Annotated in this window: 14 protein-coding genes; 6 read left to right on the top strand and 8 right to left on the bottom strand. The window is 61.7% G+C overall.

Translation table 11 applies throughout. From position 1 onward, the window contains the following. Positions 1-99 precede the first annotated feature (99 nt). The 5 genes from ASC48_RS06520 (at position 100) to ASC48_RS06500 (ending at position 4136) form a co-directional block, all read left to right on the top strand. On the top strand, positions 100-1284 hold the full coding sequence (locus tag ASC48_RS06520; RefSeq protein ID WP_055454975.1) for a BaiN/RdsA family NAD(P)/FAD-dependent oxidoreductase: 1185 nt from the start codon (positions 100-102) through the stop codon (positions 1282-1284). Between the two features lie 76 nt (positions 1285-1360). Further along, positions 1361-2422 (top strand): LacI family DNA-binding transcriptional regulator, encoded by a 1062-nt coding sequence (locus ASC48_RS06515; RefSeq protein WP_082440015.1) that lies wholly within the window; start codon positions 1361-1363, stop codon positions 2420-2422. A 94-nt stretch (positions 2423-2516) separates the two neighbouring features. Then, positions 2517-2975, top strand: coding sequence for an Rrf2 family transcriptional regulator (locus ASC48_RS06510; RefSeq protein ID WP_072242546.1), 459 nt, complete (start codon positions 2517-2519; stop codon positions 2973-2975). A gap of 471 nt (positions 2976-3446) precedes the next feature. Further along, entirely contained in the window at positions 3447-3668 is a 222-nt protein-coding gene (gene hemP / locus ASC48_RS06505) for a hemin uptake protein HemP (RefSeq protein WP_072242545.1), read from the top strand. A gap of 120 nt (positions 3669-3788) precedes the next feature. After that, positions 3789-4136: a DMT family protein gene (locus ASC48_RS06500; RefSeq protein WP_050472133.1), complete on the top strand. Its 348-nt coding sequence runs from the start codon at positions 3789-3791 to the stop codon at positions 4134-4136. A 103-nt stretch (positions 4137-4239) separates the two neighbouring features. Here ASC48_RS06500 and ASC48_RS06495 read toward each other — a convergent pair whose 3' ends face one another. The 6 genes from ASC48_RS06495 to kynB form a co-directional block, all read right to left on the bottom strand. Next, positions 4240-5445 (bottom strand): ABC transporter substrate-binding protein, encoded by a 1206-nt coding sequence (locus tag ASC48_RS06495; protein ID WP_055454973.1) that lies wholly within the window; start codon positions 5443-5445, stop codon positions 4240-4242. A gap of 63 nt (positions 5446-5508) precedes the next feature. Further along, the gene (locus ASC48_RS06490) at positions 5509-6474 is read right to left on the bottom strand and encodes a branched-chain amino acid ABC transporter permease (protein ID WP_055454972.1); all 966 of its coding nucleotides are present in this window, start codon (positions 6472-6474) and stop codon (positions 5509-5511) included. A 15-nt stretch (positions 6475-6489) separates the two neighbouring features. Beyond that, entirely contained in the window at positions 6490-7362 is an 873-nt protein-coding gene (locus ASC48_RS06485; RefSeq protein ID WP_055454971.1) for a branched-chain amino acid ABC transporter permease, read from the bottom strand. A gap of 12 nt (positions 7363-7374) precedes the next feature. Continuing rightward, positions 7375-8082 (bottom strand): ABC transporter ATP-binding protein, encoded by a 708-nt coding sequence (locus ASC48_RS06480; RefSeq protein ID WP_055454970.1) that lies wholly within the window; start codon positions 8080-8082, stop codon positions 7375-7377. Further along, positions 8079-8849, bottom strand: coding sequence for an ABC transporter ATP-binding protein (locus ASC48_RS06475; protein WP_055454969.1), 771 nt, complete (start codon positions 8847-8849; stop codon positions 8079-8081). Before ASC48_RS06475 ends, ASC48_RS06480 begins: the two co-directional genes overlap by 4 nt. A gap of 70 nt (positions 8850-8919) precedes the next feature. Beyond that, complete coding sequence (kynB, locus tag ASC48_RS06470; RefSeq protein WP_055454968.1) at positions 8920-9555, bottom strand: arylformamidase; 636 nt, start codon at positions 9553-9555, stop codon at positions 8920-8922. A gap of 691 nt (positions 9556-10246) precedes the next feature. On the opposite strand from kynB, the gene ASC48_RS06465 reads away from it, so the two are divergent. Then, the gene (locus ASC48_RS06465) at positions 10247-12340 is read left to right on the top strand and encodes a putative bifunctional diguanylate cyclase/phosphodiesterase (RefSeq protein ID WP_055454967.1); all 2094 of its coding nucleotides are present in this window, start codon (positions 10247-10249) and stop codon (positions 12338-12340) included. Between the two features lie 43 nt (positions 12341-12383). Here the strand turns inward: ASC48_RS06465 and kynA are convergent, their stop codons facing one another. Beyond that, positions 12384-13226, bottom strand: coding sequence for a tryptophan 2,3-dioxygenase (gene kynA, locus ASC48_RS06460; protein ID WP_055454966.1), 843 nt, complete (start codon positions 13224-13226; stop codon positions 12384-12386). A gap of 1 nt (position 13227) precedes the next feature. Beyond that, positions 13228-14457 (bottom strand): kynureninase, encoded by a 1230-nt coding sequence (kynU, locus tag ASC48_RS06455; protein ID WP_055454965.1) that lies wholly within the window; start codon positions 14455-14457, stop codon positions 13228-13230. Between the last annotated feature and the right edge of the window lie 153 nt (positions 14458-14610).

Here is a 14610-nt window from a genome sequence, read left to right as displayed (position 1 = left end):
CGTTTCCCCTCCCCCTTGAGGAGAGGGGGACTGAAGCACCGTGCCAGAGTAACCAGCCCCCCGCTAGCCGTCCTACCGGCAAAGCCCTATAAGCACGGCATGACCGATATTGATGTTCTTGTGCTCGGCGCCGGGGCGGCGGGGTTGATGTGTGCGATTGAGGCGGGAAAGCGGGGGCTTTCCGTGCTGGTGATCGACCATGCCAAACGTCCGGCGGAGAAGATCCGCATTTCCGGCGGCGGGCGGTGCAATTTCACCAACCTGCACACCACGCCGGCCAATTTCCTGTCGCAGAACCCGCGCTTCTGCGTTTCGGCGCTGAAGCGCTATACGCCGCAGCATTTCCTCAAGCTGGTGGAGGCGCACCGCATTCCCTGGCATGAGAAGACGCTGGGCCAGCTGTTCTGCGATAACGCCGCCATGGACATCATCCACATGCTGCTGCGCGAGGCGGAGGCGGCGGGGGTGAAGCTTTGGATGGAAACCTCCTTTACCGCCGTCAGCAAACCGGATGACCGGTTTTCCGTTACCACTTCCCGCGGGGCCCTGCGCGCCCGGGCGCTGGTGGTGGCGACCGGAGGGCCGTCGATCCCCAAGATGGGCGCCACCGGCATCGGCTACGAGATTGCAAAACAGTTCGGCCTTGCGGTTGTTGCGCCCCGCCCCGCGCTGGTGCCTCTGACCTTCTCGGACGACAACAAGATCCTCTGCACCAAGCTTGCGGGCGTGTCGGTGGATGCGGTCGTCAGCTTCGGCAAGACGCGCTTCCGCGAGGGGCTGCTCTTCACTCACCGGGGGCTTTCCGGCCCATCGGTCCTGCAGATTTCGTCCTACTGGCGCGAGGGCCAGCCGATCACCGTGGACCTTTTGCCGCAGACGAATGTGTTTGCCGCGCTGAAGGCGGGCAAGACCAGCCACGGCAAGCAGGATGTGCGCACCGCGCTGGCCGGACTTTTGCCCAAGCGGCTGGCGGAAGAACTGAGCGCCGCCCACGGCTTTGGCGGGCGGCTGGCCGACCAGCCCGACAAGGTTCTGCAGAAGATGGGCAGCGCCATCAACAGCTGGCAGCTTCTGCCAGCTGGCACGGAAGGCTACCGCACGGCGGAGGTGACATTGGGCGGTGTGGACACCACCGCCCTCTCCTCCCGCTCCATGGAAGCCAATGATGTGCCGGGGCTCTATTTCATCGGCGAGGTGGTGGATGTGACCGGGCATCTCGGCGGTTTCAATTTCCAGTGGGCCTGGGCCTCGGGTCATGCGGCAGGGCAGGCCGTACTCGGCTGAACACCTCGCTTGCTGCATTGCACAAAATTACTGACAAGCCCGATGCGGCCGTTATAGTCGGGGCAGCTGGGGAGTGATGATGCAGCGTGTGACCATTCATGATGTGGCGGCAAGGGCCGGAGTGAGCCTTGCCACCGTTGACAGGGTGCTGAACGGCCGGCCCGGCGTGCGGGCGGCCACGGTGGAGCGGGTTGAAACAGCCGTGCGGGAGCTGGGCTATACGCCCGATGTCCACGCCGCCAACCTGGCCAAACGCCGCCGCTACCGGCTGCATTTCCTCATTCCCCAGAGCACCAACGCCTTCATGGAAGACCTGAAGCGCGAGGCGGAACAGGTGGCGCTGCGTGTTGCGGGCGAGCGGGTGGTGATGACCATCACCCCCATCGATGCCTTCGACAGCCATTCGGTTGCCGGAACGCTGGCCGTGCTCGACAAGAGCATCTGCGACGGGGTGGCGGTGGTTGCGCCCAGCTCGCCGGAGGTGCGCGCCGCCATCGACCGGCTGGCCATGCGGGACGTACCGGTGGTCACCCTCATCTCAGATCATCCGGCCTCGGCGCGGGCGCATTTCGCCGGTATTGACAATGTGGCAGCGGGGCGGTCTGCCGGGCAGTTACTCGCCCGGTTCATTGCCGGCAACCGGCCCGGCTCCACGGCCAAGGTCGGCTTCATTGCAGGCTCGCTGGGCCTGCGCGACCATGCGGAGCGCCACGGCAGCTGCCTTGAGGTGCTGGAAGAGCTTCAGCCCGGATTGCAGGCGCTGAAAGTGCGCGAGGGCCGTGATGACAACGAGCGGACACGCGACATCACCCTGCGCCTGCTGGATGAGCACCCGGACCTAGAAGGGCTCTACAATGCCGGTGGCGGCAACCGGGGTGTCATTTCGGCGCTGGAGGAACGCGGCGTGGCGCGGCAGGTGACCTTCATCGCCCATGAGCTGACCCCCTACACCCGCCGGGCGCTGCTCGATGGCACCATTGATGCGCTGATCGCCCAGAACCCCGGCCACGAGATCCGCAGCGCAGTCCGGGTGCTGAAGGCGCTGATTGACGGCACACCGGTGATCGCGGAACAGGAGCGGATCGGCATCGACATCTTTTTGCCGGGCAATCTTCCGCCGGAGGGCACAAAAATCTGACGTATCGGCAACAAGCCGGCGAGCCGCAGAATACCGCGATCCTTACGCGTTTGCCCCATTGACGGCAGGCCCTGTTGAAGACATATTAAAACCTATGCGTCTTACTCAACAAACCAACTATGCTGTTCGTACGCTGATGTACTGCGCAGCAAACCCGGACCGTCCCAGCAAGGTGGCAGAGATTGCTGCCAGTTTTGGCATGTCCGAAACGCACCTCTTCAAGATCATGAAGATCCTGGTGGATGCGGACCTCATCAAGACACTTCGCGGCCGCAATGGCGGGATCGTTCTGGCGAGACCTGCCAACAAGATCACGCTGGGCGAGGTTGTGCGGGTTGCCGAAGAATCCTTCTATCTGGCAGAATGCTTCAACTCCGGCCGGAAGGATTGCCCGATCCTGACGACATGCGGCTTCAACGGCGTTCTGCATGAGGCGCTGGAGGCTTTCATGGACGTGCTGGACAGCAAGACCATCGAAGACATATCCGAGAACCGCACCGACCTGCGGCAACTGCTGAACATCGGCGAAATTTCTCTCGCCGCTGCCAGCTGACCAGCGGCGCGGCTGAGATTCGACCCCGAATGCACTTGCGTTGAAACGCCGGTCCCATCAGGTCCGGCGTTTTTTAATTGCGGGAAGAATCATGTGACTGGAGACGGACAATTTCTGGCTGGCCTCGCCTTGCGTGCATGACGCTGGCGAATGTACGGGCTTGTTTCGATGGACGGGAGAAGAAATAACCGCCTGATGCGGCAGCAAATGGCACGCAGGCCTCCCCGCTTGAGGCGGGGAACGCCGGGCTGGCTTGCTGTCTGAGGGAGAGGAGAAAACAGCTGGCTTGCCAGGCATTTTGACTGAAGGTCAGCCTCCTGAGGGCATGTGGTTCGAAGGACGCGATTTCCGAAGCACCGCCGCTCAGGCCTTGTCTTGATAGCTTATTATGAGTATTACAGTCAAGTTAAATGTTGCGAGTGCACCGCACATTGGAACTTGTCCAAACTGTTGAGCTGTCGAGGTAATTTCATGCGCCACGTTCCCCCCTCCCACGCCGTGCCCAGCCAGAACGGCCTGCGCCAGGAAAAGCTGAGCCTTCCGGGCATGCGCAAGAGCGCTGCGGCAGACCATAACGGCATGCTGGACAGCACATCCCTGTTCAAGGGCTCGCGCGAGGTGCGCATCCGGCACAATGACGAAACCTACCGGCTGACGATCACCAAGCTCGGCAAGCTGATTCTGACAAAATGACGCAGGAAGGGGTCACGAAGGCCTTGCGCGCGCCGCAAACTGCGCGCAAGTGAAGGCGTCTGGTCACGCGGCAGGAATCATGCCCGGCCAGCGCCTTTTCTTGCCGGAGTACATCCTGACATGGCTTCCCTTCCCGTTCCGCTGGTAACCATCGGTCTCCTGCTGGCCTCCAATATCTTCATGACATTCGCCTGGTATGGCCATCTGAAGTTCAAGAGCACCGCGCTCTGGATCGTCATCATGGTCAGCTGGGGCATCGCCTTTTTCGAATATTGCCTGCAGGTTCCTGCCAACCGTATCGGCTACGGCTATTTCAATGCCGCCGAACTGAAGACCATTCAGGAAGTCCTGACGCTGACGGTCTTCGTGCTCTTCTCCGTTTTCTATCTGGGCGAGCCGCTGCGCTTCAATCACCTGATCGGCTTCTCGCTGATCGCCGTTGGCGCAGGCTTCATCTTCCGCGGCTGATCACCACCGCACCGCATCCAAACAAAAACCGGCAGCCCTTGGGGCTGCCGGTCTTGTGTGGCCGCATGTGCCGGATACCGGCCGCAACGGGCCGGACACCAGATCACTTCATTTCGGTCAGGACTTCGAAGCCGTTGGCGCCGACCTTGAACAGGGAGTAGGCGCCCGGAACGTCGCCGGCTGCATCAAAGGAATGCTCGCCTGCGGCGCCCTGATAGTCGATGGCCTTGCCAGCTGCGATCAGTTCCTTGGCCTTCTTCCACTCGCCCGGCAGGATCGGCTCGCCGCCTTCAGCACCGGCCACCTGACGGATGGCAGCTGCCACCTTGGTCTTGTCGCCGCCTGCCTTTTCGATGGCCAGAGCCATCAGGAAGGCCGCGTCATAGGAGGTGGTGACGAAGATCGCATCCGGATCGCCGCCCTTGGCCTTGAAGGCTGCATTGAAGGCTTCAAGAGCTGCCGACTTCTCGCCGACCGGAGAAGAAGCCACGAAGGTGGCGAGGTTGCCGGCACCCAGCTCGCGGATCGGAGCGTCGGACTTCATGCCGTCGCCGCCGACGAACTTCTCGAAGAAGCCGTTTTCCAGCGCTTCACGCAGCATGGTCAGGCCGCTGCCATCGCCATAGTCGAAGATGACGAGCGTATCGGCACCGCCCTTGGCGAGTTCGGCAAGGTTGGAGCGGTAAGAGGCCTTTTCGCCCTCGTGAGCTGCGAACCCTGCGATCTCACCTCCGATGGTTTCGTACTCGGCCTTGAAGGCATTGGCGAGGCCGGAGCCGTAGTCGTTGTTGAGATAGGCAACGGCGACCTTGCCATAGCCCTGCTCCTTCAAGGTACGGGCAAGAGCACGGCCCTGGAAGTCGTCGGACGGCACGGTGCGGAACACGGTGTCATTGTCCTTCAGGCTGGTAATTTCCGGCGAGGTGCCCGACGGGGTGATCAGCGCGATGCCGGCCGGGATGGTGACCGAGTTGGCAGCGGCAATCACGGCGCCCGAGCAATGCGGACCGACGATGCCGACAACGCCGTCGATGTTCACGGCCTTGGTGGCGGCGTCCGTACCGTTCTGCGGGTTGCAGGCGCTGTCGCCGATGACCGGCACGAGCTTTTCACCGGCCAGAATGCCACCCTGCTCGTTCACTTCGGCAATCGCCATCTGGGCCGAATCAATCATGGCCGGAGCCATGGCCGCAATCGGGCCGGAAATGCCGCCGAGCAGGCCAATCTTCACATCTGCCTTGGCCGGAACGCTGGCCAGAGCAGTCGCGGCCAGGAGCGAACCTGCCAGAGCGAGAAGCTTATGCGTCATTTCATTACCTCCACAAAGCGGGGGCTTTTGCCCCTCATTGCAAACTTCAGTCCCGCGGCCAGGTCAGGCACCAGTCCCCTGCTTCTGCGGCCTGGGCGGGTTTTCCGGAAGGGGTTCCGGCAACAGCCCCTCGGAGCGGAAGCGCAGGACCAGCTGCAGCATCAACCCGATGAGGAAGACGCGGATGTACTTGGCCTTGACCGCATATTCATGCGGCAGGCGGTCCGTTGCAATCTCTGAAACAGACCAGATGATCCATACAATCGCCGCACCCAGGATTGCTCCCCTGTTATTGCCCGACCCGCCGAGGATCAGCATGATCCAGACGAGGAAGGTGGCAATCATCGGGTCGATGGCTTCCGGGGTGATGGCGCGGTTGAAATGGGCGAAGAGCGCCCCGCCAAGACCCATCAGCGCCGCGCCGAAGATGAAGGACTGCAGGCGGCGGTAGGCAATGTCCTTGCCCATGGCAGTGGCGGCCAGCTCGTTGTCGCGGATGGCGCGCATCATGCGGCCCCAGGGCGAATTGATCTGCCGCTGAATCAGCATGTAGGCAATGCCCAGCACCACGATGACAATGGCGAGATAGGCCATCTGCGACTGCACATAGGGCAGATCGCCGAAGGGGCGCGGAATGCCGGTGATGCCGCGGGCCCCGCCCGTCAACGCGTCCTCCGACTTGATGACAAGGCGGATGATTTCGGCAATGCCGATGGTGGCGATGGCCAGATAGTCGGAGCGGAAGCGCAGACAGATCTTGCCGACCGGCCAGGCGATGGCGCCTGCCATCAGCATGGCGCCTGCCCACCCGGCAAGAACCGGCAGATCAAAACCGCCAAGCCGGCCGGCCACATGCGGGCTCGTCAGGATCGCCGAGGTGTAGGCCCCGACGGCAAAGAAGCCCGCGATACCGGCATTGAACAGGCCGGTGAAGCCCCACTGAATGTTCAGCCCCAGCGCCAGAAGCGCGTAGATGCCGATGAAGACGCCCATGAACAGGGCGTAGTTTGCAAGGCCAATGAGTTCCATGGCGCAATCTCCCCGTCAGAGCACCTTGCCGCGCAGAAGCCCGGTGGGCCGCACCAGCAGCATGAACAGCAGAATCGCGAAGGCCATTGCCGCCTTGTATTCACTGGGAATGAACACCACGGAGACCTCTTCGGCGATGCCCACAATGAGGCCACCCAGCACGGCACCTTCCACGCGGCCCACGCCGCCCAGAATGGCCGCCGCGAACATCGGCAGCAGCATGGACCAGCCCATCATCGGCTTCAGCTCGGTGTTGAGTCCCAGGAACACGCCGGCTGCCGCGCACAGGCCGCCTGCGATCATCCATGTCAGCATGACGACCTTGCGGTTGTCGATGCCCGACAGCAGCGCCAGGTTGGGGTTGTCCGACATGGCGCGCATGGCCTTGCCCCACTTGGAGCGGGACAGGAACAGCTGCAGGCCGGCCACCAGCACCAGCATGGCGATGAGGGTGTAGATCTCCCGGTCGCGCACCCGGATGCCGAAGTAGTTCTCCGGCCGCACCAGCCCGCGGGAATAGGTCTGGGTATCGACACCCCAAACCACCTGCACCACGGCGCGGATCATCAGGGCCGCACCCAGCGTTGCCATGACGGTGATGATCTTGGGCCGGTTGCGCAGGTGCTCGTAGAACACCTTGTCGAGTCCCACCGCCACGCCCGCTGTCGCCAGGATGGCGAAGGGCAGCGCCGCCAGAGGCGGAATGCCGAGAGCCGTCACCAGCGCCAGCGCCAGGAAGGCACCGAGCGTTGCCAGATCACCATGGGCCAGATGCGCAAAGCGCAGGATCGCAAACACCAGCGTGATGCCGACGGCACCCATCGCATAGATGGAGCCCATGACGAGCCCCGGCACGATGTAGAAATTGATGAAATCCAGAAAGGTCATCTTGTCTCAGCCTCAACCGCCCAGGAACATTTCTGCGACCTCGCGGTCGGCGAGAAGCGCCTGCCCCGTGCCTTCGTGCCGGTTGGCACCTGCCGCCAGCACATAGGCCCGGTCGGCAAAGGCAAGGGCCTGCTTGGCATGCTGCTCCACCAGCAGGATGGCGACGCCCGTATCGCGGACATCGCGGCTGATCTGGAAGATCTGCTCCATGTATTTCGGCGAAAGGCCCGCCGTCGGCTCGTCCAGCAGCAGGAGCTTGGGGTCGAGCATCAGCGCCCGGCCCATGGCCACCATCTGCCGCTGCCCGCCGGAGAGATTGCCCGCCGGCGTCTTGCGGCGCGCCTTCAAGTCCGGGAACAGCGTGTACACCCGGTCAAAGGCGGCCGAAAGATCGCCCTTGCGCAGGAAAGCACCCATTTCGAGATTCTCGTGGATGCTCATTTCGCGGAAGATATTGTCCACCTGCGGCACGTAGCAGATGCCGCGCTGGACGATCTGGTTCGGCGCCCAGCTGGTGATGTCTGTGCCGTCGAAGGTGATGGAGCCGCCGCGAATGGTGAGAAGGCCGAAGATAGCCTTCATCGCGGTGGATTTGCCTGCCCCGTTGGGGCCGACGATGACCACGATCTCGCGGTCATTCACCGTCATCGACACCTGATTGAGAATGTTGGTCTCGCCATAGCCCCCGGTGAGGGACTGCATCGTCAGGAGCGCGCTCATGCTGCATCTCCCTGCGTTTCGCCGAGATAGGCTTCAAGCACCCTTGGATCGGAGCGCACGGTCCGGAAGTCCCCGGCAATCAGCACCTTGCCCTCGGCCATGCAGACGACCGGATGGCAGAGCTTCCCGATCATCTCCATGTCGTGCTCGATGAGGATGAAGGTGTAGCCGCGCTCCCGGTTGAGGATCTGGATCTTCTCTTCCAGCTTGCGCAGGAGGGTGCGGTTGACGCCGGCCGCAGGCTCATCCAGCAGCACCAGCTTGGCATCCGTCATCATGGTGCGGCCCAGTTCCAGCAGCTTCTTCTGGCCGCCGGAGAGATTGCCGGCCCGCTCGCCCGCCACATGGGTGAGTTCGAGGAAGTCCAGCGTTTCCCAGGCCCGGCGGACAACCTCCGCCTCTGTGCTGGCCACCTTGCCCCAGTTGAGCCAGTTGGCCAGAAGGTTCTCGCCCGGCTGGGCCGGGGCCACCACCATCAGGTTTTCCAGCGCCGTCAGCCGGTGAAACTCGTGCGGGATCTGGAAGGTGCGCACCAGCCCCTTGTGGAACAGTTTATTGGCTGGCAGACCGGTCACGTCCTCGCCGCAGAAGCGGATCTTGCCCGCCACCGGAGGAAATGCACCTGCAATGAGATTGAAAAGCGTCGTCTTGCCAGCGCCATTGGGTCCGATCAGGCCTGTGATCGTGCCTTCCTTCACCTGGAAGGTACAGTGATCAACAGCCGTGAAGCCGCCAAACTGCATGACAAGCTGGTCGAGTTCCAGCATCTGATTTTCCCCGCCGCTGCGATTGGCAGCGCCCTTATTGTTTCTTCTTGCGCCCGGTGTCAGTTTGCTTTCAGTCCCTCGCAAGCGTGCGCAGGACAGCCCTGACAGGCGCCGCATCCAGTCCTTCTAGCCGGATGGGCAGAGCAATCAACTCATAATCCCCCGGTTCGACGCCCGCCAGTACCAGATTCTCCAGAATTCGCATGTCATGGCGAAACACAGTCATGTGAGAGGGAAGATCCTTTGACGTGTCCGGATCAACCGACGGCACATCGACACCCACCAGCCGCACGCCCCGGGAGGCCAGCAGTCCGACCGTCTCCGGCGCCAGAGTGCGGAAGCCTTCCGGCCACACATCCGGATCAAGGCTCTCCTCGCAGCGCAGGAGCACCCGTCGCGGCACGTCCGCCAGCGCTGCTTCAATATCCTGCGGTTCAACGAGGGGGCCAGCACCTCTTGCGTCGATCACCCGGGCCGGACCGATGTAATCCTCCAGTGCCAGCTGATCGATCGTGACACCCTCTTTCGCATAGTGCAGCGGCGCGTCCGCATGGGCGCCGCAATGCACGGACATGGAGAAAGCCGCCACATTGACCGGGCAGCCGGGACCAATGGAGAAGGTCTGCCGCAGCTCGAAGCGCGCGTCACCCGGAAATACGGCAGAACTGACCCGAAGCGGCGGGGTTATGTCGATAAGACGGGACAAGGCAAACTCCGGTTACAGCCAGCAATACCAACTCTCACTGGGCCTCATTCATTGAAAGCCGGTCAAGCCGGTGCGGCGCCAGAGCAATCAAGGCGGGATGCACCAGCATCCCGAAGCCTTGGCCTGACAACGCCCGATGAAGCGTGGAAGCAGTCTGATGATGAAGTTACTTTAAATTTAAAATATATCAAGAGCGCCTTTTCGCCTTCCCTGACAAGGCCAAACCAGCTGGCAGGCCGGAGACGACTTCCCGGATGCCAAAACACAGCAGACAGCAACTACCCAGACTCAACCTGAGATAAACAAATGGCACCGGCTGTCCCGAGACAGAAAAGATAAGAAATGAAATTCCAAGTATTTTCAATCTCTTCCATATTCCGGCAGCCGAGACCTATTTACCATAACAGGGCTCCTGACGGGTACTGAAACCTGAAAGCAGCGTAATCTCAAACGAATTTGGCAACACGCATGCATTAAAATTTACTTATTCGTAACTATCCCGATTAAGGCTTGAAAAACACATTCAATGAATACTGATACATGAGAATGCGATTAGAGATTGAAAGAGGCTTGGCATTTCTTTGGACACCCCAAAACCTGTCAAACTTCACAATATCAACGCCAGATCGTCACTGTAGATACATCTGCTCATGTTTGAGAATTGACCCCAAGGATATACGGCGCCGGTTAAATGAAGTCAGTGACGGACGATATTTTCTGGATTAGCGAGGTGGAAGCAGGAGAGCTGCTTGCCCAGCTCGGCCGCGTCGCGACCGCACTCTGGATCTATGACTTTGATCTGAAGCGTATCCTGTGGGCCAATGCCAGCGGCCTTGATGTGTGGGGAGCTTCGAGCATCGAACACCTGCGCTCCCGTGACCTCGGCTCCGATATGTCCCGGGCTGTCGCCGAACGGCTGAACCAGTACAAGGCCGACTTCCAGCGGAGCGATACGAGTTTTGCCGAGACCTGGACACTTTACCCTCTTGGGAAACCCAAAACGCTGCAGGTGATATTCCGGGCAATCCGCCTGAAGGACGGGCGCACCGGCATGCTGTGCGAAGGCATCGTCAACCACGAAATCAGGCCGGAGACCCTGCGCAGTGCTGAAGCGCTGCTGCATACGCCGGTCATGATCTCCCTGTTCTCACGCAATGGCGCGCCGCTTTACCGCAATCCAGCCTCACGCGCATCGCAGATCGAAGCCGATCTCACTCTCCAGAACCGGCTTGTCGACGGAACCATCGCTGAGGCCCTGATGGGAGCCCTGGACCACGGCTCGGATTGCAAGGTCGTGGCCCAGACCCGCACCACACATGGCATCCGCTGGCACGAGATTACAGCCAGAACCTGCCGCGATGCGGTCACTGGCGTGCAGGCCTATCTGGTCAGCGAGATTGATGTCACCGAACTGAAGGAAACCCAGGAACGGGCCAGATTCCTGGCGGACCACGACTTCCTGACCGGATTGCCCAACCGGCTCTATCTTCAGTCTCATCTCCCGGCCATGATCAATGCTGCCCTGACCGAGGGACGGCGCCTGTACCTCTATTTCATCGATCTCAACGGCTTCAAGGCCATCAACGATACCCTTGGCCATGTCACCGGCGATCTGCTGCTGAGTGCAGCTGCGGCGCGGCTGTCCGGCTTTGCGGGCGACAAAGGTGCGGTGGCACGGCTCGGCGGCGATGAGTTCATTGTCTGCATTCCTGACCGGATGAACGGCCTCAGCCCGCAGGACTTTGGCCGGCAGCTGCTGGATCTGTTCATCGAGCCCATGGACATTGGCGGTCAGATGCTGCAGATCACCGCCGCCGCAGGGATGAGCGTCTGCCCGGACGACGGCAAGGACATGGACACCTTGATGCGTCATGGCGACCTTGCGCTTTACGAGGCGCGGGGCGGGCGGGCCAACAAGGTCACCCCGTTCTCCATGGACCTGCGCCAGCGCCTTGATGAACGTGTGGCACTGGAACAGGACCTCTGGCGGGCGCTGGAAAACAACGAATTCCTCCTGCATTTCCAGCCGCGCGTCTGCGTCAGGACCGGCGCGATCCTCTCGGCCGAAGCCCTGATCCGGTGGCAGCATCCCAGGCGCGGCCTGTTGAGCCCCGGCAGCTTCATTCCCGCCTGCGAAGAGACCGGCATGATTGTGGAGGTGGGCGAATGGGTCTACCGGCAAGTGGCGCTGCACCAGAGACATCTGCACGACGCAGGCATTGACATAAGCCTGTCGCTGAACCTGTCCGTGCGCCAGTTCCAGGATCAGGAGCTGATCGAAAAGCTTCTGCTGCTGCCGCAGGAGACTGGCTGCGATCCGCGCAAGATCGGCCTCGAGATCACCGAATCCATGCTGCTGGGCGACAGTCCGTCCGTGCGCTTCTCCCTCTCGCGCCTGAAAAAGTGCGGCTATAATATCCTGATCGATGATTTCGGCACCGGCTATTCCAACCTTGCCTATTTGCAGAATTACCCGATTGACGTGCTGAAGATCGACCGCACCTTCATCAATGACCTGAAGACGGCAGCTCCGATCACACGTCTGATCATCTCCCTCGGCAATGTGCTGAATGTGCGGATCGTGGCGGAAGGCGTCGAAACGGACGAGCAGCTTGAATGGCTGCGGGCCAATGGCTGCGATGAGTATCAGGGCTTCCACTTCAGCCGCCCGGTCCCCTTTGCGGATCTTATCCTGCAGTGTGAAGAGGATCAGGAGCGGCGGCGCAACCAGTCCAAGGTGCTGAAAGTGCGCAAGCCCCGGCAGGCCATCCCCCGCCGGGCCTGATCCGCTCCCGATGAAACTGGCTCACCGGGGGGGTGCCGTGTGGTCACAGATCGGCGCGCAGATCCCACAGTTCGGGAAAGAGCACCACCTCCAGCATGCGCCGCAGATAGACCACGCCGCTGGTGCCGCCGGTGCCGCGCTTGAAGCCGATCACCCGCTCCACCGTGGTCACATGGTTGAAGCGCCAGCGCCGGAAATAATCCTCGAAATCCACCAGCTTCTCGGCCAGCTCATAGAGCGTCCAGTAGCGCGCCGGGGCCCGGTAGACCTCGATCCAGGCGGCCCGGACCGTCTCATCCGCCGCATAGGGCTCCGACACATCCCGGTTGAGCATCGCGTCCGAAATCTCAAAGCCGGAGCGGGCCAGCAGGCGGATCGCCTCATCGTAGAGGCTGGTTTCCTGCCGGATGGCTTCCAGCCAGCCGTGAACACCAGGCACATGCTCATGCGGACGCATCATGGCTGCGTTCTTGTTGCCCGCCATGAACTCGATCGCACGGTACTGGAACGACTGAAAGCCGGAAGACTGGCCAAGCGCTTCGCGGAAGGTGGTGTAATCGCTGGGCGTCATCGTGCGCAGCACATCCCAGGCCGAATTCAGCTGCTCGAAGATCCGCGCCACGCGGGTTAGGAGCTTGAAGGCCGGCTGAATGTTGCCGCTAGCGATATGCGCCTTGGCGGAAGCCAGCTCATGCAGTGCCAGTTTCATCCACAGTTCGGATGTCTGATGCTGGATGATGAACAATAGCTCGTCATCGGCCTCGGACAGGGGCGCCTGTGCCGTCAGGATCTTGTCCAGCGACAGGTAGTCGCCATAGGACATGCGCCCGTCAAAGCGCATCTGCGCGCCGTCTTCCGACGGATCATAGGGGGGCCTGGCGGTCATCTCAGGTCACCTTGGCGCGGATCTTGAACTGCGGTGCATCCCAGCTGCGGGTAGCGAGAATATCCGCCAGAATATCGACAGCCTTCACCACATCGCCGTGAGAGAGATAGAGCGGGGTGAAGCCGAAGCGGACAATATCCGGCGCCCGGAAATCACCGATGACGCCGCGTGCGATCAGTGCCTGCATCAGGGCATAGCCCTCGGCAAAGCGGAAGGAGACCTGGCTGCCGCGCTCATCCGCGTTGCGCGGGCTCGCCAGTTCCAGACCCTCGCAGCGGCTTTCCACTTCACGAATGAACAGTTCGCACAGGGAAACGGACTTCGCCCGCAGCACGTCCATGTCCACATCGTCGAACACATCCAGCGCCGCATCAAGGGCCGAGAGCGACAGGATCGGCGGCGTGCCGACGCGGAACTGGTCCACGCCAATGGCGCCACGGTAGTCAAGATCGAAGGCAAAGGGAGCGTCATGCCCCATCCAGCCGTTCAGCGGCTGGCGGGCAACGGCCTGGTGCCGCTCTGCCACATACAGGAACGCCGGAGCACCGGGGCCGCCGTTCAGATACTTGTAGCCGCAGCCGATGGCAAAATCGGCGCCGCAGGCATCCAGCTCCACCTTGAAGGCACCGGCGGAATGGGCGAGATCCCAGATGGCAAGGGCCCCAGCCTCATGGGCAAGCCGGGTCAGCGCCGCCATGTCATGACGGCGGCCCGTGCGGTAGTCAACCTGTGTGATCATCATCACCGCGACCTCGTCCGTGATGGCATCCGCCACCTCTTCCGGCGCGACAAGACGCAGCTCATGACCGGCACCCAGCAGGTCCCGCAGGCCCTGCGCCATGTAAAGATCCGTCGGAAAGTTGCCTGTGTCGGAGAGAATCACCTTGCGCTCCGGGCGCAGGGCAAGGGCAGCCGAGAGCACCTTGAACAGGTTGACCGACGTGCTGTCTCCGGCAATCACCGTGCCAGGCGCTGCGCCCACCAGACGGCCGATCCTGTCGCCCACGCGGCGCGGAAGATCCACCCAGTCATGCTCGTTCCAGGCACGGATGAGGCTTTCGCCCCACTGCTTGCTCACCACATCGGCCACCCGCTGCGGCACATGGACGGGCAGCGTGCCAAGGGAGTTGCCATCCAGATAGATGACGCCCTCGGGCAGGGCAAAGGCCGCGCGCTTGGGGCTAAGCGGATCGCCCTGATCAAGCGGATGAACGCTGGATGTTCCGGACATGCAATCTCCCTCAGTCGGTCTTGCCGCGCCCTAAGGGGCGCACTGCCGCAGCAAAGGCTGCCTCATGCGCTCACGCTAACAGCGGACCCGCACGCCCGCAAGGATTATATATAATTTGACAGGTCATATATTCCTGCTCAGATGCACGGGAAA

Source organism: Pannonibacter indicus (genome assembly GCF_001418225.1).
GTDB classification, from domain to species: domain Bacteria; phylum Pseudomonadota; class Alphaproteobacteria; order Rhizobiales; family Stappiaceae; genus Pannonibacter; species Pannonibacter indicus.
Note: the sequence above shows the minus strand (reverse complement) of the source record. Positions and strands in the feature narration are given on the sequence as shown.